Below are 20,485 nucleotides of genomic sequence, written 5' to 3' on the forward strand. Positions count from 1 at the left end.
CATGGCCGCTGTGACCCGACCCGCCGCCGGCTCCGGGAAGGCCGCCCCGGGCGGCGCCGGGGGAGGAGGCCCCTCCCTCCTGCGGAACACGTGGGTGCAGGCCGCCGCGGTCGTCGCCGTCCTCGTGGCCGGGTACTGGGCGACCCGCGCGCTGGGCGGCCCCGCGTGGGCGGGCCCCTTCCCGACCGCCGTCGGGGACGCCTTCATGGCGTGGCTCGACGGCGTGTACGGGTGGATCGTCGTCAACCGCAACGACAGCCCGCTGTTCCTGTACTTCTTCAACTACGTGTCCGTGGGACTGGGGTCGGCCGTCGTGCTGATCGACCAGTTCCTCGGCTTCCTCACCTGGCCGGGCGTGACCGTCCTCGGGGTGCTCACCGCCTGGCGGGTCGCCGGGTGGCGCGTGGCGCTCCTGGTGCTCGCCGCCTTCGGGGTGTTCGCGCTGACCGGGCTGTGGAACGAGTCGATGACCACCCTGGCGCTGATCATCGCGTCGGTGTTCATCGCCCTGCTGTTCGGCATCCCGCTCGGCGTCCTCGCGGGCCGCAGCGACCGGTTCCACCGGGGCGTGCGCCCGGTGCTGGACTTCATGCAGATCATGCCCGCGTTCGCGTACCTGCTGCCGTTCGTGCTGCTGTTCGGCATCGGCAACCCGGCCGCGGCCGTGGTGACCGCCGTGTACGCGTTCCCGCCCGTGGTCCGGATCACGGCGCTGGCGATCCGCGAGGTGCCCGGGGGTGCGGTCGAGGCGGCCACGTCGCTGGGGTCCACGCCGTGGCAGGTCCTCACCAAGGTGCAGCTGCCCCTGGCCAGGCGCACCATCCTGCTCGGCGTCAACCAGACCATCATGCTCGCCGTGTCCATGGTCGTCATCGCGTCGGTCATCGGCGCCGGCGGGCTGGGCGACGCGATCTACCAGGCGCTCTCCAAGGTGAACGTCGGCCAGGCGTTCCAGGCGGGCCTGGCGATCGTCATGCTCGCCATCGCCCTGGACCGTGTGACGGGCGCGGTCGGCCACGGCGCGCGCACCCCGGACGTCCCCGAGCGGCTCCGGCTGCCGCTCCTCGGCGGCGGGCTCGTGCTGACGGTCGCCGTGGTCGCCGTCGCGCGGCTCATGGGCGTGCGCGGGTGGCCGCGCGAGGTCGCGGTCGACCTCGCGGCCCCGGTCAACGCCGTCTACGAGGCCGTCCAGGCGGCGATCGGTCCGACCACGGCCGCGCTGGGCGCATGGACCCTCGACTGGGTCCTGGGGCCGCTGGGCTCGCTCCTGACGGGGTCGCCCTGGTGGCTGGTGACGCTCGCCGCGGCGGCCCTGGCGTGGATCTTCTCCGGCTTCGGGGCGGGCGCCGTGTCCGGGCTGGCGTTCGTGGGGGCGGGCCTGCTGGGCGTGTGGGACAACGCCATGGACACGCTCTCGCAGGTGCTGGTGGCGTCCGCCCTGACCATCGCGCTCGGCGTGGTGATCGGCGTGCTGATGTCCCGCAACGACGTGCTCGCCGCGATCCTCAAGCCGGTCCTCGACGCCATGCAGACCCTGCCGCCGTTCGTCTACCTGATCCCGGCGGTGGCGCTGTTCTCGATCGGCCGCGTCCCGGCCCTGGTGGCGGCGGTCGTCTTCGCCCTGCCGCCGGTGATCCGGCTGGTCGACGACGGCATCCGGGGCGTACCCGCCCCGACCCTGGAGGCGGCCCGCTCCCAGGGGTCCACCAAGTGGCAGCTCCTCACGAAGGTGGAGCTGCCCATGGCGCGCGGCTCGATGCTGCTCGCCGTCAACCAGGGGATCATCCTGGTGCTGTCCATGGTGGTCATGGGCGCCCTCGTCGGGGCCGGCTCGCTCGGCTTCGACGTGGTGTTCGGCCTGGCGCAGAACCAGCTCGGCCTCGGCCTGGCGTCCGGGCTGGCGATCGTCTGCCTGGGCTTGTTCCTGGACCGCCTGACGCAGGGAAGGAGGGCACCCCGTGCCTAGACAGGACCCCCGGGGCCCGTTCCCCGACCGTGTCCGCGCGCTGTTCGGGACGGGGGCCCGCACCGCGCCCCGGTCCGCGCGGCGGGGGCCGGGCGCGCCCGCGCCCCGCCGCGCCTCCCTCCTGGTGAGGGGGATCGCGGTCGGCCTGGCCCTGGCCGCGGTGAGTGCGTGCGCGGTGCGCACCGACCAGATCGCCCGGGACCCGGGCGTCGTCCGCATGGCCCTCAACGGCTGGGTGGGCTACGAGGCCAGCGCCGAGGTGCTGGCGTACATCCTCCGGGAGGAGATGGGCTACGACGTCCAGCTGGTCCGGACGGACGAGCAGCCGTCGTGGCAGGCCCTGGACCAGGGCGTGCTGGACGTGATCGTCGAGAACTGGGGCCACGAGGACCTCATGGACCTCTACGGGCCCGAGGGCAACGGCACCGTGGTCGACGGCGGCCCCAACGGCAACGTCGGCGGCATCGGCTGGTACGTCCCCGGCTACGTGGTGGACGAGTACCCGGAGATCGCCGCCGTCGACGGGCTGAAGGAGCACACGGACCTCTTCCGGACCGCCGAGACCGGGGACCGGGGGGAGTTCCTGGGCGGGGCCCCCGGCTTCGTCACCCAGGACCAGGGGATGGTCAACGCCTTCGACCTGGACCTGGAGATCGTCTTCGCGGGGTCGGAGGCCTCGCAGATCACCGAGGTCCGGCGGCGCTACGCCGAGGAGGAGCCCGTGCTCTTCTACTTCTACGACCCGCAGTGGCTCCAGGAGGAGCTGGAACTGGTCCGCGTCGACTTCCCCGCGTGGGAGCCCGGGTGCGACGAGGACCTGGAGTGGGTGCCCTGCGACTACCCGGTCTACGACATGAACAAGATCTTCCGGACCGGGTTCGTGGAGGCGGACGAGCCCTCGTACCAGTTCCTCGACAACTGGACGTGGACCAACGAGCAGCAGAACGAGGTCGCCCGGATGATCGCCGAGGAGGGGCTCGACCCCACCGAGGCCGCCGAGATCTGGGTGGACGGGAACCGCGACGTGTGGGAGCCCTGGCTCCCGGAGGGCCGCGCGGACCGCTGACCGCGGGCTGCCGGCCGCACGGTCCGCCGCCGGGACGGGGGAGGCCCCGCCCCGGCGGTCCGCCGTCACCGGGACGGTTCCCGGCCCGCAGCCCCGCACGGCGGCGCCGCGCGCCCCGGGCCGACCGTCAGGAGCGCGGCCGCTCGTACCTCAGGCGCCGGTCCACCCAGTACACGTTCACGCAGGTGCCGACGAACCCCGCGACCAGCAGGACGACCAGCCACGCGTCGGCGTCCCAGGCCAGGGCCAGGACCAGGCCGACCAGCATCACCAGGGCGCCGAACACGGCCAGGACCAGTCGGAACCCCAGTGCGCTCGCGGGGCGCTCGGGACTGCCGAGCGGTCCCCTCAACCTGCCTCGTCGCATACCGCACCACCTCCCTCCACCAGTCCTACCCCAGGACCGCCCGGCCCCTCACCCGCCCCGGCCCCTCCGGACGCGCCGCCGACTTTCGAGAAGCCCGTATACGCACGAGCAGATCTCTTTAGGATTTCCTTAAGAGCCGGTAATCTGAAGGTCGGTGAGTGTCGTTGGGTTCGTGGGAGATTCTCATGACCGGGGAAGTGGAGGAGTTCCTGGATGTTCTCCACACCACGGATCAGAAGACCCACAGGTTGGTCAACCAGGCCATTCTCGTGTTGGAACAGAGTGGTCCTGCTTAAGGAAGACCTCTGGTCGACACGGTGGCGGGGTCGGTTGTCGCCAATCTGAAGGAGCTTCGGCCCGGCTCCTCCTCGGGAACAGAGGTCCGGATCCTGTTCGCCTTCGATCCGTGGCGCTCCGCGATCCTGCTGGTCGCGGGGGACGAATCGGGGCGATGGAAGACCTGGTACCGAGAGGCGATACCTCGGGCGGAGTGTCTCTACGAGTCCTACTTGACGGAGCGGCGGGAAGAGGTGGGGCGATGAGCGGATACCGGCGTTGGCGGGACAGCGGCCATCTGGAGAAGGCCGTGGAGTCCTCGGGGGGGCAGGAGCAGTTCGAGGAGGAGGTCACACGCCTTCGCGATCGGGCGAGGGCCTGGCGCCTGGTCGAGATGCGCAAGCACCGGGAGCTGAGTCAGTCGCAGGTGGCCCAGAGGATGGGGGTGTCCGTTGCGAGAGTGTCGCAGATCGAATCCGGGGACCTCTCCACCCGTGACGTACTAGACCGCTACGTGACCGCGCTCGGCGGGACGCTGCTCATCATCGCGGACTTCGGGGACGAGCAGATGAAGGTCGGCTGAGGCGCGGAGGCGGGGGCGCCCGACAGGCGCCCCCGCCTCCGCGGAACCGTGGCTACACGCCGCTCATCAGGGCGGGCAGCGCCGCCTCGTAGGCCTCGCGGAGCTCGGCCAGCGGGACCTCCACGGCGCCGCCCGGGTGGGTGACCGACAGGGAGTCGCCGCCCACCACGCCGATCTGCTCGACCGGGACGCCGTGCGAGCCGGCGAGCGCCACGAACGCCTCCTCCTCGCCCGGCCGGACCGCGACGACCGCGCGGGCGCCGGACTCGCTGAACAGGGCCGTGAAGACGTCGCCGTCCACGGTCACCCGCACGCCGCGGCCACCGCGCATCGCCGACTCGGCGAGGGCGACCCCGAGGCCGCCGTCCGACAGGTCGTGCGCGGCGTCGGCCAGCCCGCGCTCGGCGGCGGCGGCCAGCACCTCGCCCAGCGCGGCCTCGGCGGCCAGGTCCACCCGGGGCGGCAGCCCGCCCAGGTGGGAGTGGATCGTGTCGGCCCACGCGGAGCCGCCGAACTCGGGCCTGGTCTCGCCCAGCAGGAACACCCTGGCGCCCTCGGAGCCGAAGGCGGTCCGCAGCCGGGAGCGCACGTCGTCGATCACGCCGAGCACGCCGATGACCGGCGTCGGGTTGATCGCCACGTCGCCCGTCTGGTTGTAGAAGCTCACGTTGCCGCCGGTGACCGGGGTGCCCAGCTGGAGGCAGGCGTCGGCCAGGCCCCGGGTGGACTCGGCGAACTGCCACATCACCCCGGGGTCCTCCGGCGAGCCGAAGTTGAGGCAGTTGGTCACGGCCAGCGGACGGGCACCCGTCGCCGCGACGTTGCGGTACGCCTCCGCGTACGCCAGCTGCGTGCCCGCGTACGGGTCGAGGCGGGTGAAGCGGCCGTTGCCGTCGGTGGACAGGGCCACGCCCCGGTGCGAGTCGTCGGCGATGCGGATCATCCCGGCGTCGTGGGGCGTGGAGACCACCGTGTCGCCGCGCACGTAGCTGTCGTACTGCTGGGTGACCCATGTCGGGTCGCCCACGCCGGGGGCGCCCAGGACGCGCAGCAGCTGATCGCGCAGCTCGGCGTCGGTGCCGGGCCGGGCCAGGCCGGCGGCGTCGTCGGCCTGGAGCGCGTCCTGCGAGGCGGGGCGCGCGTACGGGCGCTCGTAGACGGGGCCCTCGTCGGAGGCGGTCCGGGGCGGCATGTCCACCACGGTCTCGCCGTGCCAGGTCATCACGAGGCGGCCGCCGCGCGCGGCCTCCTCGGCCGTGACGTCGGTGACCTCGCCGATCTCGGTCGCCAGGATCTGCCACTTGTCGCAGACCGCCAGGAACTCCTCCATCTTGGAGGGCTCGACGATCGCCATCATGCGCTCCTGCGACTCACTCATGAGGATCTCCTCGGGAGTGAGCCGGTGGTCGCGCAGCGGCACGCGGTCCAACTGGATGTTCATGCCGCCGGTGCCGCCCGCGGCGAGCTCGGTGGTGGCGCAGGAGACGCCGGCCGCGCCCAGGTCCTGGATGCCGACGACCATGTCCTTCTCGAACAGCTCCAGGCTGCACTCGATGAGGAGCTTCTCCATGAACGGGTCGCCGACCTGGACGCTGGGCCGCTTGGCGTGGGACTCGTCGTCGAACGTGGCGCTGGCCAGCACCGAGGCGCCGCCGATCCCGTCGGGACCGGTCGTGGAGCCGAACAGCACGACCTTGTTGCCCGGGCCCGGCGCCTGCGCCAGCTTGATGTCCTCGTGCTTCATCACGCCCACGCACAGGGCGTTGACCAGCGGGTTGCCGATGTAGCCCGCCCCGAAGCCGATCTCCCCGCCGATGTTGGGCAGGCCCAGGCAGTTGCCGTAGAAGGAGATGCCGGAGACCACGCCGGGCAGGACCCGCTTGGTGTCGTCGGCGTCGGCGGGACCGAACCGCAGCGCGTCCATCACCGCGACGGGGCGGGCGCCCATGGTGAGGATGTCGCGGACGATGCCGCCCACGCCGGTGGCCGCGCCCTGGTGGGGCTCCACGTACGACGGGTGGTTGTGCGACTCGATCTTGAACGTGACCGCGCGGCCGTCGCCGACGTCCACCACGCCCGCGTTCTCGCCCATGCCGACGAGGAGGGCGTCGTTCTCGGGGGCCTTCTCGCCGAACTGGCGCAGGTGCACCTTGGACGACTTGTACGAGCAGTGCTCGCTCCACATGACCGAGTAGATGGCCAGCTCGGCGGAGGTCGGCCTGCGCCCCAGGATCTCCCTGACCCGCTCGTACTCGTCCTTGGCCATGCCCAGCTCGGCGTACGGCTGCGGGGTGTCCGGGTTCTCGTGCGCCACGGCGACGGTGTCGAGACCAGGTACTTCAGACATGCGTGGTTCCGTTCGGGATGTGCGGATGTGGCCCGGGCCGCGGCGTCCGCCGACCGGCGCGGAAGGTCGTGTTCAGGGGGTGGCCGGAGCCTGTTCGGCGTTGCCGAGCATGAGCATCGCGGAGGCGTCGGCCGTGTCGTGGGAGGAGGTGTCGGCCAGCAGGTGGTCACCGTCGGTGAGGAAAGCCCGGCCCTCGGGCGCCCCCTGCGGGCTCTGCTCCTCCCACCCGTGTTCGGCGAGGTGGGCGAGGACCGTCTCGACGGACTCGCGGGAGTCCTCGGGCAGTTCGCCGCCCTCGGTCAGGACCATCACGAGGCGGACGCACTCGTTCTGCTCGCAGTACACGTCGGCCTCGGGGTCGGAGACGTAGGACAGGCCCGCCGGGGCCTGTCCGAGCACGTCCACGTCCGGCGGGGCGTCGGGGGCGGGGCCGGTGCCCTGGCCGCCCTGCCCCTCCTGTCCCTGCCCCTGCGGAGGGGCGGCGGGAGCGGTGGGGGCCGAGCCGATCGCGTTGAAGAGGCCGAGCCCCGCCGAGACCACCAGGCCGACGATGACCACGGCGGCGAGGACGAACATCGTGTTTCGGGAGCGCAGCAGCGCCATCATCGCGAGGACCGTCCCCTGTTCGGTGTGCGGGTCAGGCGTTCACCGGCGAACCGGCGGCCATGTGGCTGAGGATCGAGGTGAAGAAGCCGAGTCCCTCGGTGGAGGGGCCGGTGAGGGCCTCGACGGCGTGCTCGGGGTGCGGCATCAGGCCGACGACGTTCCCGTGCTCGTTGGTGATCCCGGCGATGTCCCGGCGGGACCCGTTCGGGTTGCCGCCGACGTAGCGGACCACGACGCGGCCGGTGGCCTCCAGCTCGTCCAGGGTGGCCTCGTCGGCGACGTAGCTCCCCTCGCCGCTCTTCAGGACGACCAGGATCTCGCGGCCCTCGGTGTAGTCGCCGGTCCACGCGGTGCCGGCGTTCTCGACCCGGAGCACCTGGTCGCGGTTGACGAACCGCAGCGAGGCGTTGCGGGTGAGGGCGCCGGGGAGGAGGTGGCTCTCGCAGAGGATCTGGAAGCCGTTGCAGATGCCCAGGACCGGCAGCGCGCCCGAGCGGGCGGCCGGGACCAGTTCGGACATCAGCGGCGCGAACCGGGCGATGGCGCCGCAGCGCAGGTAGTCGCCGTAGGAGAAGCCGCCGGGCAGGACGACCGCGTCCACGCCCTTGAGGTCGGCGTCCGCGTGCCAGAGCGACACGGGTTCGGCGCCCGCCAGCGCGACGGCGCGCGCGGCGTCCTTGTCGTCGAGGGAGCCGGGGAAGGTGACGACGCCCACACGGGCTGTCATGAGCACACTCCGAGAGGTTGGGATCCGCCCCCCGCGTGCACGGGGAGCGTTCGGCGAGGAGATGCCGGTGCCTGGCCCCGCCAACCGGGGGCGGGGACTTCCGCACTCCGCAGCGTACCCGCTCACCTGTGCTCGGGTACGACGGTCACCCCCTCCGGGCGGCCCGCTCCTGTGTGATCCTCCCAGTGGGGGCCCCGGGGACGGGGGTCCGCGTGTGCGACCCCACAGGAACCGGGCCCCGCGCGGGGACGGTCAGGGGCGTCCGGTCCCGGCCGCGACGCGGGGCGCGGGGGACGGGGCCTCCGCGTGGTGTGCGACACATGTCGCGGATCGGGGAGGCGGCTCCGGACGCACCGGACCCCGCGCGGACGGTGCGCGGGGTTCGGCTGGTTCAGAGCAGGGCGAATCTCGCCTCCGGGACGCGGCCCGCGGCCGACGCCTCCGACGCCTCGTCGCACAGGGCGACCCGCTTGCGCAGCAGGACCGTCGTGCGGGGCTCCCCCTCGAAGGCGACCTCGTCCATCAGGAACCGCATCAGTAGGATGCCCCTTCCGGATTCTGAGTCCAGACCCGGGAGGGGCATGCTGTCCGTGGTGAACCGCTCGGCGACGGCCTCGGGGTCCGGCGCCCTACCGGTATGGGATATCCGCAGTTCGCACCAGCGTCCCCCCAGCTCCGCCTCGACCACGTAGTCGCGGGCGGGGCCGCCGTGGTCGATGGCGTTGGCGCTGGCCTCGGAGACGGCCAGCAGGACGTCGTCGGCGCAGCTCCGGCAGAGACCGGCCCTGTGGAGCAAGGTGCCGAGGACGTCGCGTACCACGGAGACCGTGTACGCCTGCCTTGGCAGGGAGATCGAGAAAACGGTGTCCATCCGTAAACCTCTCGTACTCCGTTGTCGTATGCAGCCCGGCACGGTAAAGAACCTTCCCGAGGGCGGCCGGAGTAAAACGAACAGCCGCGCCCCCTGGGGACGCGACTGGTGGTTTCTGGACACTTCCGACACCCGGGGCACTCGGGGCCTGCTCGGTGCCACCCGTTTTCCGAGGTCCGGGCCGGTCGCCGGCGTGACACCGGTGTCCGGTGTGCCGGATCTCACGGGAGGCCGACCGGGGGCTCAGGCCTCGACGCGGACCTCGAAGTCCTCGATGACGGTGTTCGCGAGGAGGGTCTCGGCCAGGCGGCGGACGTCCGCGAGCCTGGCGTCGTCCACCTCGCCCTCGACCTCCACCTCGAAGCGCTTGCCCTGGCGGACCTGGCCGATCCCCTCGAAGCCGAGACGGGGGCAGGCCCCGGCGATGGCCTGGCCCTGGGGGTCCAGGATCTCGGGCTTGAGCATGACGTCCACAACGACGCGGGCCACAGGGTCCTCCACAAGGAAACGGTTGTGCCGCATGTGCCTGCGGCTGGCGGGCCACACTCCCCGGACCGGCCGGAGGGGGCGACGCAAGCGTACGGCACGCGGGAACGGGTATGGCTCGGGACCAGGTTCTGACCAGGCGGCACGCCGGGCTTTTACCGCACGCTTAACAGTGCCGGGGACGTTTTCGGTACGTTCGTGACTCGTATCACGTGCATTGATGTCATCATTGAGAGCACGTGGTGGCGTCTAACAGTGTGGAAGTGATCGTCCGGTCGTCACGGAGGGGGAATCTTGACGACTATCGAAATGGACCAGGCCTCCACGACCGGTGGACCCGGGAGCGAGGACCAGACGCTGGACTTCGCCACCGAGGTCACACCGTTCGCCGACCAGCTCTATCCCACGGCCCTGCGGATGACCCGCAACCCGGCGGACGCCGAGGATCTCGTACAGGAGACCTTCGCCAAGGCGTTCGCCAATTTCCACCAGTTCCGTGCGGGTACGAATCTGCGTGCCTGGCTGTACCGGATCTTGACCAACACCTTTATCAACAGCTACCGCAAGAAGCAGCGCGAACCGCGCCAGGACACGACCGACGAGATCAAGGACTGGCAGCTGGCCGCCGCCGAGGCGCACACGTCCTCGGGCATGCGGTCCGCCGAGAACGAGGTCCTGGACCACCTGCCGGACTCCGCCATCAAGCAGGCGCTCGCCCGTCTGCCGGAGGAGTTCCAGGAGGTCATCTACCTCGTCGACATCGAGGGCTACGCCTACAAGGAGGTGGCCGCGCGCATGGGGACCCCGCTGGGGACGGTGATGTCGCGTCTGCACCGGGCCCGCCGCCAGCTCCGCGAGATGCTCTCCGACTACGCCCGCGACCGCGGCATGCGCGTTCCGGCGCAGGCCGCCGACTAGGCCGCGCGCGACACCGGCGAGCCCGGTCGAGGGCGGGCCGGAAACCCGCCCCGAGGCCTTTTCGGTCCCCCGTACCCGTCCCCCGTGGCCGGTCCCGGCCGTGAGCCGCCCGGTCCGAGCCCCGTCGGCGCACACGCCTGCCGGGAGCGCCGTCATCGCCCGGCGGGCCGACCCGCCGCCCGACCGCCGACGAGTCCTCCCCGTCGGCCGGCGAGCCGGGCCCCGACCGGCCCCGGCTCCCGGGGCGACCCCTGGACCACCGCTCCTGCGGACCCGCGCGCCCGTCCCGCCCGCGCGCCTTCTCGCGCTCCGGCGGTCCGCTCCCGACGCGCCTGCGGCCCGCGTACCGGGGGCGACGCCCGCGCCGGCCGCCCGTCGGCGGGCCCCCGGCGCCGCTCGCGCCCGGCACGTCCCGGCCGGTCCGTACCGCCTCTTCCGACACGCCCGGACGGGCCCCGGCCGAGGGACCGTCCGGGCGTCGTGCGCTCGGCTCCGACAAGCGTCCACAAAGTTGTTGGAAGACCTTGTACATGCTAGGAAGCCCTGGTAATCGGGTCGGCCGGCCGTCGTGGATCATGGGGGCCACAGCGTAAAAGGTGACGCCGAGGGCTTGCGCTCTCCATAGTGAGGTCTGTCACGATATGGGGAGGGCTGTCCGCCCTCACCCACCACCCCCGGGTGAGGCGGACCGTGAAACGGCCGATCAGCGTTCACCCACGCGAACCCGGCCCCGAGAACCCGAGGAGCGACGTGTCGGACACCACCGCGCACGAGGAACCGGAGCTCATCCAGCTCCTGACACCGGAAGGGGAGCTCACGGGGCACCCCGACTACCCCCTGGACATCGGCGCGGAGGAGATCCGCGCGCTCTACCGAGACCTCGTCCTCGTACGCAGGGTCGACAGCGAGGCCGTCTCCCTCCAGCGCCAGGGAGAACTGGGCCTGTGGGCCTCACTGCTCGGCCAGGAGGCCGCGCAGATCGGCTCCGGCCGGGCGCTGCGCGAACACGACATGGCGTTCCCCTCCTACCGCGAGCACGGCGTCGCCTGGTGCCGCGGCATCGAGCCCAAGGAACTGCTCGGTATGTTCCGCGGCGTCACCAACGGCGGCTGGGACCCCCACGAGCACGGCTTCCACCTGTACACGATCGTCATCGGCAGCCAGGCGCTGCACGCCACCGGCTACGCCATGGGCGTCCAGCGCGACGGCGCCCTCGGCGAGGACGGCACCGCCGTCATCTCCTACTTCGGCGACGGGGCCACCAGCCAGGGCGACACCAACGAGGCGTTCAACTTCGCCTCCGTGAACAACGCCCCGGTCGTGTTCTTCTGCCAGAACAACCAGTGGGCGATCTCCGAGCCCCTGGAGCGCCAGTCCCGCGTGCCGATCTACCGACGCGCCGCCGGGTTCGGCTTCCCGGGCGTACGCGTGGACGGCAACGACGTCCTCGCGGTCCTCGCCGTCACACGCGCGGCCCTGGACAACGCCCGCGAGGGCAACGGCCCCACCCTGGTCGAGGCGTTCACCTACCGGATGGGCGCGCACACCACCAACGACGACCCCAGCCGGTACCGGGCCTCCGCCGAACTCGACGAGTGGAAGGCCAAGGACCCGATCCTGCGCGTCCGCCGCCACCTCGAGCTCAACGGCCTCGCGGACGAGGAGTTCTTCGCCTCCGTCGACGCCGAGGCCGAGACCATCGGCGAGCAGGTGCGCACCGAGTGCCGTGCGCTTCCCGACCCGGAACCGCTCGACATCTTCCACGAGGTGTACGCCGAGCCCAACGTCCACATCGACCGGCAGCGGTCCGAGTTCGCCGACTACCTGGCCTCCTTCGAGAGCGCCGGCGCGGAAGGGGGCCGCTAGGCCATGGGAACCAGCCTCACGATCGGCAAGGCCATCAACGCGGGCCTGCGCGCGTCCATGGAGCACGACCCCAAGGTCCTCGTCATGGGCGAGGACGTCGGCAGGCTCGGCGGCGTCTTCAGGGTCACCGACGGCCTGTACAAGGACTTCGGCGCCGACCGGGTCATCGACACCCCGCTCGCCGAGTCCGGCATCGTCGGCACCGCGATCGGCATGGCCATGCGCGGCTACCGCCCCGTGGTCGAGATCCAGTTCGACGGGTTCTTCTTCCCGGCGGCGAACCAGACCTTCACCCAGCTGGCCAAGATGCGCAGGCGCTCGGCGGGCAAGCTCAGCATGCCCGTGGTCATGCGGATCCCCTACGGCGGCGGCATCGGCGCCGTCGAGCACCACAGCGAGTCCCCGGAGGCGTACTTCACGCACACCTCCGGCCTGCGCGTGGTCACGGTGGCCAACCCCGAGGACGCCTACTGGATGATCCAGCAGGCCGTCCGCTCCGACGACCCGGTCATCTTCCTGGAGCCCAAGCGGCGCTACTACGAGAAGTCCGAGGTCGACACCGGGGCGTCCATCGCCGAGGCCACCCCCATGGGCGCCGCGCGCGTGGCCCGGCCCGGCACCGACGTGACCCTGCTCGCCTACGGCCCGATGGTCAAGACCGCGCTCCAGGCGGCCGAGGCCGACACCGAGCACTCCATCGAGGTCGTCGACCTGCGCTCCCTCTCCCCGGTGGACTACCCGACCGTGGTCGAGTCGGTGCGCCGGACCGGGCGCCTGGTCGTCGCCCACGAGGCGGTCCTCACCGGCGGCCCCGGCGCGGAGATCGCGGCCCGCGTCACCGAGGAGTGCTTCTACCACCTGGAATCGCCGGTCATCCGCGTCGCCGCCTTCGACACCCCCTACCCGCAGTCGCGTCTGGAGGAGTACTACCTCCCGGACCTCGACCGGGTTCTGGACGGGGTCGACCGGGCGTTCGCGTACTAGGGATCGGGGAAACCGAAGCACATGGCGATTCAGAAGAGTGCGCCCGCCGTCGACGGCGTGCAGTCGTTCAGGCTGCCCGACGTCGGCGAGGGCCTGATCGAGGCCGAACTCCTCAGCTGGTACGTCAAGCCGGGTGACGAGATCAAGGTCAACCAGATGATCTGCGAGATCGAGACGGCCAAGGCGGTCGTCGAGCTGCCGAGCCCGTTCGCGGGCACGGTCCGGGAGCTGCTGGCCGAGGAGGGCCAGACGGTGGACGTCGGCGCGGTGATCATCACCGTGGACGACGGCACCGGCGGCTCCGCGTCCGGCGCCGACCCCGGTGCGGAGGACGGCGGGGACACGGAGGTGCGGGAGAAGCCGCTGGTCGGCTACGGCGAGAAGGCGGCCTCCACGCAACGCCGCGCCCGCCGCCGCCCGGCCCCGTCCGCACCGTCGTCACCGCCCGTCCCGCCGTCGGCGGCGCCTCCGGCGCCCGCCCCCGCCGTGGTCGCGGTACCCGCGGCCCCGGCTCCGGCGTCCGGCCCCGCGGGCCGTCCGCTGGCCAAGCCCCCGGTGCGCAAGCTCGCCAAGGACCTCGGAGTGGACCTCGGGTCGGTCGCGCCCACCGGCGACGGCGGGATCGTCACCCGTGACGACGTCCGCGCCGCGGCCGAGGCCGTCCGGGCCCCGGTACAGGCCGAGCCGCAGCCGGAGTCCGCGCCGGCGGCCCCCGCGGACCGGTCGGCCCGCGAGCGGCGCATCCCCGTCAAGGGGGTGCGCAAGCACACGGCCGCGGCGATGGTCGGCAGCGCGTTCACGGCGCCGCACGTCACCGAGTTCCTCCAGGTGGACGTCACGAAGACGATGAAGGCGGTCGCGCGCCTGCGGGCGCGGCCCGACTTCGCCGACGTGCGCGTGTCGCCGCTGCTGCTGGTCGCCAAGGCGCTCCTCATGGCGGTCCGCCGCCACCCGGAGATCAACGCCACGTGGGACGGCGACAACCAGGAGATCGTGGTCAAGGACTACGTCAACCTGGGGATCGCGGCCGCCACCGAGCGCGGACTGGTGGTGCCCAACGTCAAGGACGCCGACGCCATGACGCTGTCCGAGTTGGCGGCGGGGCTCAAACGGCTGACGGACACGGCGCGGGCGGGCAAGACCAGTCCGGCCGACATGTCCGGCGGCACCATCACCATCACCAACGTCGGCGTGTTCGGCGTGGACGCGGGCACCCCGATCCTCAACCCGGGCGAGGCCGCGATCCTCGCCTTCGGCCAGATCCGGGACATGCCGTGGGTGCACAAGGGTGAGCTCAAGGTCCGCAAGGTGACGACGCTGTCGCTGTCCTTCGACCACCGCCTGGTCGACGGCGAGCTGGGCTCCAAGGTGCTGCGCGACATCGGCACCGCGCTGGAGGACCCCGAGCTGACCGCTCTGGCCTGGGGGTAGGCCCCGTCCCGGTCGGCGCCCGACCCGGCCCCGGCCGGCTCGGGCGCCCGCGGGACCGGGCGGGCAGGGCCGCTCCTCCGGGGTCCGGGGAGCCGTGGCCGGGCGCCCGGCCACGGACGGGAGGGACCGCGGGCACACAGCAGGGGTGAGGGGCCGGTGCGCGAGCGCACCGGCCCCTTCCCGCGAGGAGGGCCCGCCCCCCAAGGGGGAGGGGGCGGGCCCGCACCGTCAGTATTCCCCCGGGAGCCCCGCCGACACGCGGGATTCCGTTGTCCGGAACCCGGCCCCGGGGCCCCGAGACCCCGGACGGGTCAGGACAGCCCCCACACGAAGCCGTACTGGGCGCCCACCGCGACGAACACGGCGGCGGCCACCGCGACCAGGGAGAGGTGGACCCGCCCGGCCGCGCTCAGCCGTCCCCGCGCCCATGCGGTCGCGGCCACGGCGGCGGTGGCCAGGGCCAGCGGGACGGCGGCGGCCAGGGGCGCGGTCAGCATGAGGGACCCCCCGAAGACCCACTCCTCCACCTTGTGGGGGGCGACGAACAGCCCGTACGCGAGGATCCCGACGCCGGCGTAGCAGGCCAGGGCGGTCAGCGCCCCCAGCACCCGGGCGACGACGGTGAACCGGTCGCGGGCCCGGCGGAACTGGACGAACGCGGTGAACAGGACCAGCAGGGAGGCCGCCGCGGCGACGCCGTGCGTGAGGGGGCTGGCCAGGAACGAGGTCCGCTCGTAGACCTGCGTGGGGTTGGAGCCGGTGGCGAGGGCGACGACCTCGCCGTCCTCCTCCAGGAAGACCAGCTCGTCCTCGCCGTTCTCCGCGACGAAGCGGCCCTCCCCCGCGGGGAGCCAGCGGTCGTCGAGGGCCATCCCGCCGCCGACCGAGAGCGTCCCGTCCCCGCCGTCCCGCACGACCATGTTGTCGAGGAGGACGGTGAGCTGGGCGGGCCCGCTCCCGGCGCGCCGACTGGTGATGTAGCTGCCGGTGTACGGGCCGAGGTCGGCCCCCGGGTCGGCCTCGCCGGACGGAGGGGCCTGCGGGGCGAACGTCTCGGAGAACGCGGCGGCCACGGCCATGCGCAGGTCCAGCAGCGGGTTGGCCTGTGTCTCCGGCGAGGTGTCGTCGCCGTTGACGGCGACGAACAGGCCCGCGCCGATGGCGGGGACCAGCGTGTAACCGGTGTGCATGCCCACCAGGTCCCCGCCGTGGCCGAGGACGGGGGAGTCCCCGCCGCGCCACTGGTACGTGCCGTAGCCGATCGATGCCAGCTCGGGGTGGACCTCGAACTGCCGGTCCGTCATCAGTGCGGGGACGCTCTCCGGCAGGACCTGTTCGCCGTCGAGCTCACCCCCGCCGAGCAGGGCCAGCATGAACCGGGCCATGTCGTCGGTCGTGGCGAGGGCGGCGCCGGCGGGGGAAGCGGACACGTGCAGGTCCTCGGGGACCGAGCCGTCCGCCAGGTGGAACGCGGGCAGGTCGAGGGTCCCCCGGGCCTCGTGGACCTGGACGAACCCGCTGTCCGCCATGCCGAGAGGTCCGAAGACGGTCTGCTCCACGAACTCGTCGAAGGGGATCCCGCTCACCTCCTGGGCGATGAACCCGGCCAGCCCCGACCCGTGGTTGGAGTACGCGGGGAACCGGCCGGGCTCGTTGAGCTGTTCAGGCTCCCTGGTGCGGGCGACCCCGTCCAGGGTGAGGTGCGCGGCGGTGTCGCTCGCGAACGGGATGTCGACCAGCTCGGCGAAGCCGGCGGTGTGGGTGAGCAGGTGGTGCATGGTGATGCCGTCGGTGGCGAGCCGGGCGTCCTCGGGCAGGTAGGCGTTGACGTCCTCGTGGAGGTCGATCTCCCCGCTGTCCACCAGGGTGAGGACCGCCGCGGCCGTCAGGGACTTGGAGACCGAGGCGAGGGGGAAGACCTGGGCGGTGTGGTCGAGCGGGGTCCGCTCGGCCAGGTCGGAGTAGCCGTGGGAGGCGGAGGCCAGCTGCTCCCCGCCGCCGACGACGGTGACGGCCACCCCGGGGGCGCCGTGCTCCTCCAGGAGTTCGGCGACACGGGTGTCGACGAACTCCCGGGCGCTCTCGGCGGTCAGCGGGACGGGCTCGGCCGCGGGGACGGCTCCGACCGCGGCGGCGGCGGGGGCCGCGCCGGGCAGGAGCGCGGCGGCGATCATCAGGGGCGCGGCCAGAAGGGGGAGGGCGCGGGGGACTCGTTGCATGTGTGCTCCCGGGAGGTGGTCTTCCTACCCCTCGAACCTAGGTTTCCGGGCTCCCGGAAACACTGGTGCGTCCGGGCGTCCCCGTACTACAGCCAGCACCACCGAGGAGGCTCAACCGAGCAGGAACGCGACCGTGACCAGGACGGGGACGGTGAGGAAGGTGGACAGCAGCACCACTTCGCGCACCATGTTCTCGCCGACCCCGTACTGGACCGAGTACGTGAACACGTTCTGGGCGGTGGGCAGGGACGCCAGCACCACCACGGCGAAGAGCGACGGCCCGGTCAGCCCGAACGCCAGGGCGCCCAGGGCCCACGCGGTCAGGGGCAGGACCACCGACTTCAGGACGACCCCGAACAGGACCTTCGCCCTGTCGGGTCCCCGGCCCGGCACGCCCCCGCCGTGCAGGGAGATGCCGAACGCCAGCAGCATCGCCGGGACCGCCATGCCGCCGAGGAGCTCGAAGGGCTCCAGCAGGGGCGCGGGCGGCTCCCAGCCGGACAGGGACAGCAGCACGCCCGCGAGGGAGGCGATCACCACCGGGTTCCGGAAGGGGGTGCCCAGCGCGCGGCGGAGCACCGGGCCGAACCCGCGGACCTCGCCCCGGCTCAGGTCCATGACGGTGAGCGCCACCGGGGCCAGGAAGAGGAGCTGCATGAGCAGGATGGGCGCGACCAGCGAGGCGTCGTCGAGGACGTACGCGGCGATGGGGATGCCCAGGTTCCCCGCGTTCACGTAGACGGCGGACAGGGTGCCGACGGTGGTCAGACCGACGCCCCAGCGCCGCACCGCGCCCACGGCGATGAAGAGGACGGAGACCAGGGCGACGCTGAGCGCGCTGACCAGGACCGGACCGGAGGCGAGGAGGGAGAGGTCGGTGTCGGCCAGGATGGTGAACATCAGCGCGGGGCCGGCCACGAAGAAGGCCAGCTTGCTGAGGACCTCCTTGGCCCCAGGACCCAGGATGGGCAGACGTCCCAACATGTAGCCGATGACGACGATGCTGGCGATGACGCCGAACCCGATGATGACCCCGGACAAGGGACGGCTCCCAGAGTAGACGCGCGGCTGAAGTCAGCAAACGCTATCCGAGGACGTTCTCGCCCGGTATGCCCCCCGTCACAGGCGGACGGTCGGACAGGGCGGCACGGCGCCGCCGGACCCGCCGCCCCGGCCGGGACGGAGGGGTCAGTCGGCGGCCCCGGGGCTGGGCGAGGGCGACGGTTCGGCCTCCTCCTCCGCCTCCCGCTCCTCCTCCTCGCGCTGCCGCTCCTCCTCTTCCTCCTCCAGGCGTTCGGCCTCCGCCCGGTCCGCGGCGCGGGTCGTGCACACCTCGTCGGAGGGGGCGGACGCGCCGTCCACGGCGACCACGGTGAAGCAGTACTCGACGGCGGTGACGGCCGTGACGACCTGGGCGGACACCACGCCGGGGCCGGTCCTGGCCAGGGTGGCCCGGGGGTGGTCCTGCGGGCCGCCCAACACGAAGAACGAGGCGGTGCCCCCGCTGTTGTCCGTCCAGGCCAGCTCGACGGAGCCGTAGTTGTCGGACAACAGCACCTGTGACGGCGCGGAGACCTCCGGCGGGGCCTCGGGCGCGACGACCTCGTCCGCTGCGGGGTCCCCGGCCGGGGCCTCCGGCTCGGGCTCCTCGGCCGCGGCCGTCACCACGGGCTCCTCGGGGCCGGTCGCGGCGAACACGCCGGAGACGCTGGTGGCGAGCAGGATGCCGCAGACGGTGACGCCGATGTGGAGGTGGCGGCGCCAGCGCGCCTGGCCCCGGTCCCCGTCCTGCGCGGGGGACCACACGGGGACGTCGTCCTTCTCGTCCGGGGTCCGGTCCACGGGGAGGAAGGAGGACTCGGCGGTGCCGGTCCACCCCTCCAGCCGGGACCAGGCGCGCAGCGGGGAGATCTCCTCGCCGCGCATCTTGGCCATCATGATCTCGGCCGTGCCGCCGGCGTCGAGGGCCGGAAGCCTGCTGCCCTCCAGGCCGGTGGGGCGGCGCAGCGGCGCCCGCCGTTCCCGCGGGGTTTGGGGACCGGCCGGGGGGTGGGCGCCGCCCGGAGGCGTGCCGGGCCGGCCCGCGGCAGGCGAGGGGGCGACGGGGAGCGCCGCCGGTCCGTGCTGGGCGGCCGGTGGGTCCTGGGGTCCGGAGGGCGCGTGGTGGGTCGGCGGGTCGCCGGGGGACCAGGGGGCCCCGGGAGTGGCCTGGGGCCCGGAGGGCGCACCGTGGGGGTCCTGCGGGCCGGACGGCGCGTACGCGGGGTACGGGGGCCGCCCGGGGTCGGCCTGCGGCGCCCGGGGACCGGTGGGCGCGGCGTTCGGTGGGGCGTGGGGTCCGGAGGGTGCGCGGTGGGCCGACGGTTCGCCGGAGGGCCACGGGGCCCCGGGAGTGGCCTGGGGTCCGGAGGGCGCACCGTGGGGGACCTGCGGGCCGGACGGCGCCGCCGGGGGCGTCCACGGCCCCGAGGGCACGGAATAGGGGTTCTGCGCTCCGCCGGGCGCGGAGAGGGGGGCACGCGGTCCCGTGGTGGGAGCCGGGGGGCCGGACGGCGGCGCCTCGGCTCCCGTGGGCGGGGCCGGGTCCGCCCCGGGGGAGACGGGGGGCGCCTGCCGCGCGCCGTGGGAACCCTGCGGACCGGTGTACGGGTCGGCGGGGGCGTGCGGAGGGGTGTTCGGCCCCGTGGCCCACGGGGCCACCGGAGCGTGCGAGGCCTGGGGACCGCTGGGGAACCACTGCGCGGCCGGGGACTGCGGTCCCGACAGGGGCGCCTGGGGTCCGGTCGCCGGAGCGGGTGCCCCGCCCACCGGTTCCCGCGTACCCGAGAAGGGGGCCTGGCCGCCGGTGGAACCGGCCGACGGCGCGGCGGACCGGGCCGTGCGCGCCTGCTCGAACGCCGCGGCGAACGCCGACGCGTTCGGGAAGCGCTCCTCGGGGAGCTTGGCCAGGGCCCGGGTGAGCACACCGCGCAGCTTGCGGGAGACGTCCGGCCGGGGGACCGGGCTCGGCTCCTCCGAGAGGACCCGCTCCGCGTACGTCCGGGCGTCGAACGGGCCGCCGTCCGTCGGCGAGAACGGCGCGTGCCCGGCGAGCATCGTCCAGACGGTGGAGGCCAGCTGGTAGACGTCGGTCGCGGGCGTGCGGGCCTCGCCGCGCAGCACTTCCGGCGCCGCGTGCAGGAAGGCCTCCGTGCCGGGGGCGGGCGGGGGCAGGGCCTCACCGGACCTCCGGACCGAGCCGAAACCGGTCAGGACCGGCGTCCGTCCCGCCCGGAGGACGTTCCCCGGGCAGACGTCGTTGTGCAGCAGGCCCCGCCCGTGCATCGACCCCAGCGCCGCCGCCGCGCCACGGGCGACGGCCGCGGCCTCCTGCACCGGCGCGGGCCCCCTGCGGACGAGCATGTCGCCGAAGGAGCCGTCCGCGTAGAACGGCAGGACCACGAACACGTCACCGTCGGCGGTGGTCCCCGCGTCCAGCAGCGGCACCACGCCGGGCACCCCGGCGAGGTCGCGGAGCTGGTTCAGCTCGGCGCGGCCCAGGGCCTCGGGGAGGACCTTGAGGACGACGTCGGCACCGCTGGTGGAGCGCGTCGCCCGGATGATCCGGGCGCGCCGCCCCTGGTGGAGCAGTGCGGACGTGTCGTACCCGGGCGCCCAGGGGGCGTGCTCGGAGCCGGACACGGGAGAGCGACCCCCTTGTGGCGTTCGTGGTGGAGGATCCCCGCCGCCTCTCGGGCGGTGGGGGAGTGGGCCCCGGAGGCACCGGTGTCAC

General features: G+C 73.2%; 17 protein-coding genes. 8 read left to right on the plus strand and 9 right to left on the minus strand.

All coding sequences use genetic code 11. The annotated features are described in order from the left end of the window. Window position 1: 1 nt before the first annotated feature. Both OUQ99_RS01405 and OUQ99_RS01410 read left to right on the plus strand, forming a co-directional pair. Entirely contained in the window at window positions 2–1,966 is a 1,965-nt protein-coding gene (locus OUQ99_RS01405) for an ABC transporter permease (RefSeq protein WP_267947595.1), read from the plus strand. A 124-nt stretch (window positions 1,967–2,090) separates the two neighbouring features. Beyond that, window positions 2,091–3,032: a glycine betaine ABC transporter substrate-binding protein gene (locus tag OUQ99_RS01410; RefSeq protein WP_267950212.1), complete on the plus strand. Its 942-nt coding sequence runs from the start codon at window positions 2,091–2,093 to the stop codon at window positions 3,030–3,032. Between the two features lie 127 nt (window positions 3,033–3,159). On the opposite strand, the gene OUQ99_RS01415 is transcribed toward OUQ99_RS01410, so the two are convergent. Further along, a complete protein-coding gene (locus OUQ99_RS01415) occupies window positions 3,160–3,399 on the minus strand; it encodes a hypothetical protein (protein WP_267947596.1) in 240 nt (79 codons plus the stop codon). Between the two features lie 305 nt (window positions 3,400–3,704). Here OUQ99_RS01415 and OUQ99_RS01420 point away from each other — a divergent pair, with 305 nt between their 5' ends. Next, complete coding sequence (locus OUQ99_RS01420) at window positions 3,705–3,941, plus strand: type II toxin-antitoxin system RelE/ParE family toxin (protein ID WP_267950213.1); 237 nt, start codon at window positions 3,705–3,707, stop codon at window positions 3,939–3,941. After that, entirely contained in the window at window positions 3,938–4,258 is a 321-nt protein-coding gene (locus OUQ99_RS01425; RefSeq protein ID WP_267947597.1) for a helix-turn-helix domain-containing protein, read from the plus strand. Before OUQ99_RS01420 ends, OUQ99_RS01425 begins: the two co-directional genes overlap by 4 nt. Before the next feature lie 52 nt (window positions 4,259–4,310). Here the strand turns inward: OUQ99_RS01425 and purL are convergent, their stop codons facing one another. The 5 genes from purL to purS form a co-directional block, all read right to left on the minus strand. Next, window positions 4,311–6,605, minus strand: a complete 2,295-nt coding sequence (gene purL, locus OUQ99_RS01430; RefSeq protein WP_267947598.1) for a phosphoribosylformylglycinamidine synthase subunit PurL — start codon at window positions 6,603–6,605, stop codon at window positions 4,311–4,313. Between the two features lie 72 nt (window positions 6,606–6,677). Continuing rightward, on the minus strand, window positions 6,678–7,211 hold the full coding sequence (locus OUQ99_RS01435) for a hypothetical protein (protein WP_267947599.1): 534 nt from the start codon (window positions 7,209–7,211) through the stop codon (window positions 6,678–6,680). Between the two features lie 31 nt (window positions 7,212–7,242). Further along, the gene (gene purQ / locus OUQ99_RS01440; protein WP_267947600.1) at window positions 7,243–7,938 is read right to left on the minus strand and encodes a phosphoribosylformylglycinamidine synthase subunit PurQ; all 696 of its coding nucleotides are present in this window, start codon (window positions 7,936–7,938) and stop codon (window positions 7,243–7,245) included. Window positions 7,939–8,329: 391 nt separating this feature from the next. Further along, window positions 8,330–8,809, minus strand: a complete 480-nt coding sequence (locus OUQ99_RS01445) for an ATP-binding protein (protein ID WP_267947601.1) — start codon at window positions 8,807–8,809, stop codon at window positions 8,330–8,332. 243 nt (window positions 8,810–9,052) lie between these two features. Next, window positions 9,053–9,298, minus strand: coding sequence for a phosphoribosylformylglycinamidine synthase subunit PurS (purS, locus tag OUQ99_RS01450; RefSeq protein WP_267947602.1), 246 nt, complete (start codon window positions 9,296–9,298; stop codon window positions 9,053–9,055). A 291-nt stretch (window positions 9,299–9,589) separates the two neighbouring features. Here purS and OUQ99_RS01455 point away from each other — a divergent pair, with 291 nt between their 5' ends. The 4 genes from OUQ99_RS01455 to OUQ99_RS01470 all read left to right on the plus strand — a co-directional run bounded on the left by OUQ99_RS01455 (window position 9,590) and on the right by OUQ99_RS01470 (window position 14,494). After that, a complete protein-coding gene (locus OUQ99_RS01455; RefSeq protein ID WP_267947603.1) occupies window positions 9,590–10,213 on the plus strand; it encodes a sigma-70 family RNA polymerase sigma factor in 624 nt (207 codons plus the stop codon). Between the two features lie 750 nt (window positions 10,214–10,963). Then, on the plus strand, window positions 10,964–12,079 hold the full coding sequence (gene pdhA / locus OUQ99_RS01460; RefSeq protein ID WP_267947604.1) for a pyruvate dehydrogenase (acetyl-transferring) E1 component subunit alpha: 1,116 nt from the start codon (window positions 10,964–10,966) through the stop codon (window positions 12,077–12,079). A 3-nt stretch (window positions 12,080–12,082) separates the two neighbouring features. Then, window positions 12,083–13,063 (plus strand): alpha-ketoacid dehydrogenase subunit beta, encoded by a 981-nt coding sequence (locus tag OUQ99_RS01465; protein ID WP_267947605.1) that lies wholly within the window; start codon window positions 12,083–12,085, stop codon window positions 13,061–13,063. 21 nt (window positions 13,064–13,084) lie between these two features. Then, window positions 13,085–14,494, plus strand: coding sequence for a dihydrolipoamide acetyltransferase family protein (locus tag OUQ99_RS01470; RefSeq protein ID WP_267947606.1), 1,410 nt, complete (start codon window positions 13,085–13,087; stop codon window positions 14,492–14,494). A gap of 311 nt (window positions 14,495–14,805) precedes the next feature. Here OUQ99_RS01470 and OUQ99_RS01475 read toward each other — a convergent pair whose 3' ends face one another. From OUQ99_RS01475 to OUQ99_RS01485, 3 genes are all read right to left on the minus strand, one after another. Then, the gene (locus tag OUQ99_RS01475; protein ID WP_267947607.1) at window positions 14,806–16,713 is read right to left on the minus strand and encodes a serine hydrolase domain-containing protein; all 1,908 of its coding nucleotides are present in this window, start codon (window positions 16,711–16,713) and stop codon (window positions 14,806–14,808) included. A 111-nt stretch (window positions 16,714–16,824) separates the two neighbouring features. Next, on the minus strand, window positions 16,825–17,754 hold the full coding sequence (locus OUQ99_RS01480) for an AEC family transporter (protein WP_267947608.1): 930 nt from the start codon (window positions 17,752–17,754) through the stop codon (window positions 16,825–16,827). A gap of 147 nt (window positions 17,755–17,901) precedes the next feature. Then, window positions 17,902–20,394, minus strand: a complete 2,493-nt coding sequence (locus OUQ99_RS01485) for a protein kinase domain-containing protein (RefSeq protein WP_267947609.1) — start codon at window positions 20,392–20,394, stop codon at window positions 17,902–17,904. Window positions 20,395–20,485 lie beyond the last annotated feature (91 nt).

It is taken from the genome of Streptomonospora nanhaiensis (assembly GCF_026642255.1).
GTDB lineage: Bacteria > Actinomycetota > Actinomycetes > Streptosporangiales > Streptosporangiaceae > Nocardiopsis > Nocardiopsis tropica.

Bases quoted from the DNA above. Each gene is read 5' to 3' on its own strand.
- OUQ99_RS01445 (WP_267947601.1), bottom strand. From the start codon at position 8,809: ATGGACACCGTTTTCTCGATCTCCCTGCCAAGGCAGGCGTACACGGTC.
- purQ (WP_267947600.1), bottom strand. From the start codon at position 7,938: ATGACAGCCCGTGTGGGCGTCGTCACCTTCCCCGGCTCCCTCGACGAC.
- OUQ99_RS01475 (WP_267947607.1), bottom strand. From the start codon at position 16,713: ATGCAACGAGTCCCCCGCGCCCTCCCCCTTCTGGCCGCGCCCCTGATG.
- OUQ99_RS01435 (WP_267947599.1), bottom strand. From the start codon at position 7,211: ATGATGGCGCTGCTGCGCTCCCGAAACACGATGTTCGTCCTCGCCGCC.
- OUQ99_RS01405 (WP_267947595.1), top strand. From the start codon at position 2: ATGGCCGCTGTGACCCGACCCGCCGCCGGCTCCGGGAAGGCCGCCCCG.
- OUQ99_RS01470 (WP_267947606.1), top strand. From the start codon at position 13,085: ATGGCGATTCAGAAGAGTGCGCCCGCCGTCGACGGCGTGCAGTCGTTC.
- OUQ99_RS01415 (WP_267947596.1), bottom strand. From the start codon at position 3,399: ATGCGACGAGGCAGGTTGAGGGGACCGCTCGGCAGTCCCGAGCGCCCC.
- purL (WP_267947598.1), bottom strand. From the start codon at position 6,605: ATGTCTGAAGTACCTGGTCTCGACACCGTCGCCGTGGCGCACGAGAAC.
- OUQ99_RS01465 (WP_267947605.1), top strand. From the start codon at position 12,083: ATGGGAACCAGCCTCACGATCGGCAAGGCCATCAACGCGGGCCTGCGC.
- OUQ99_RS01425 (WP_267947597.1), top strand. From the start codon at position 3,938: ATGAGCGGATACCGGCGTTGGCGGGACAGCGGCCATCTGGAGAAGGCC.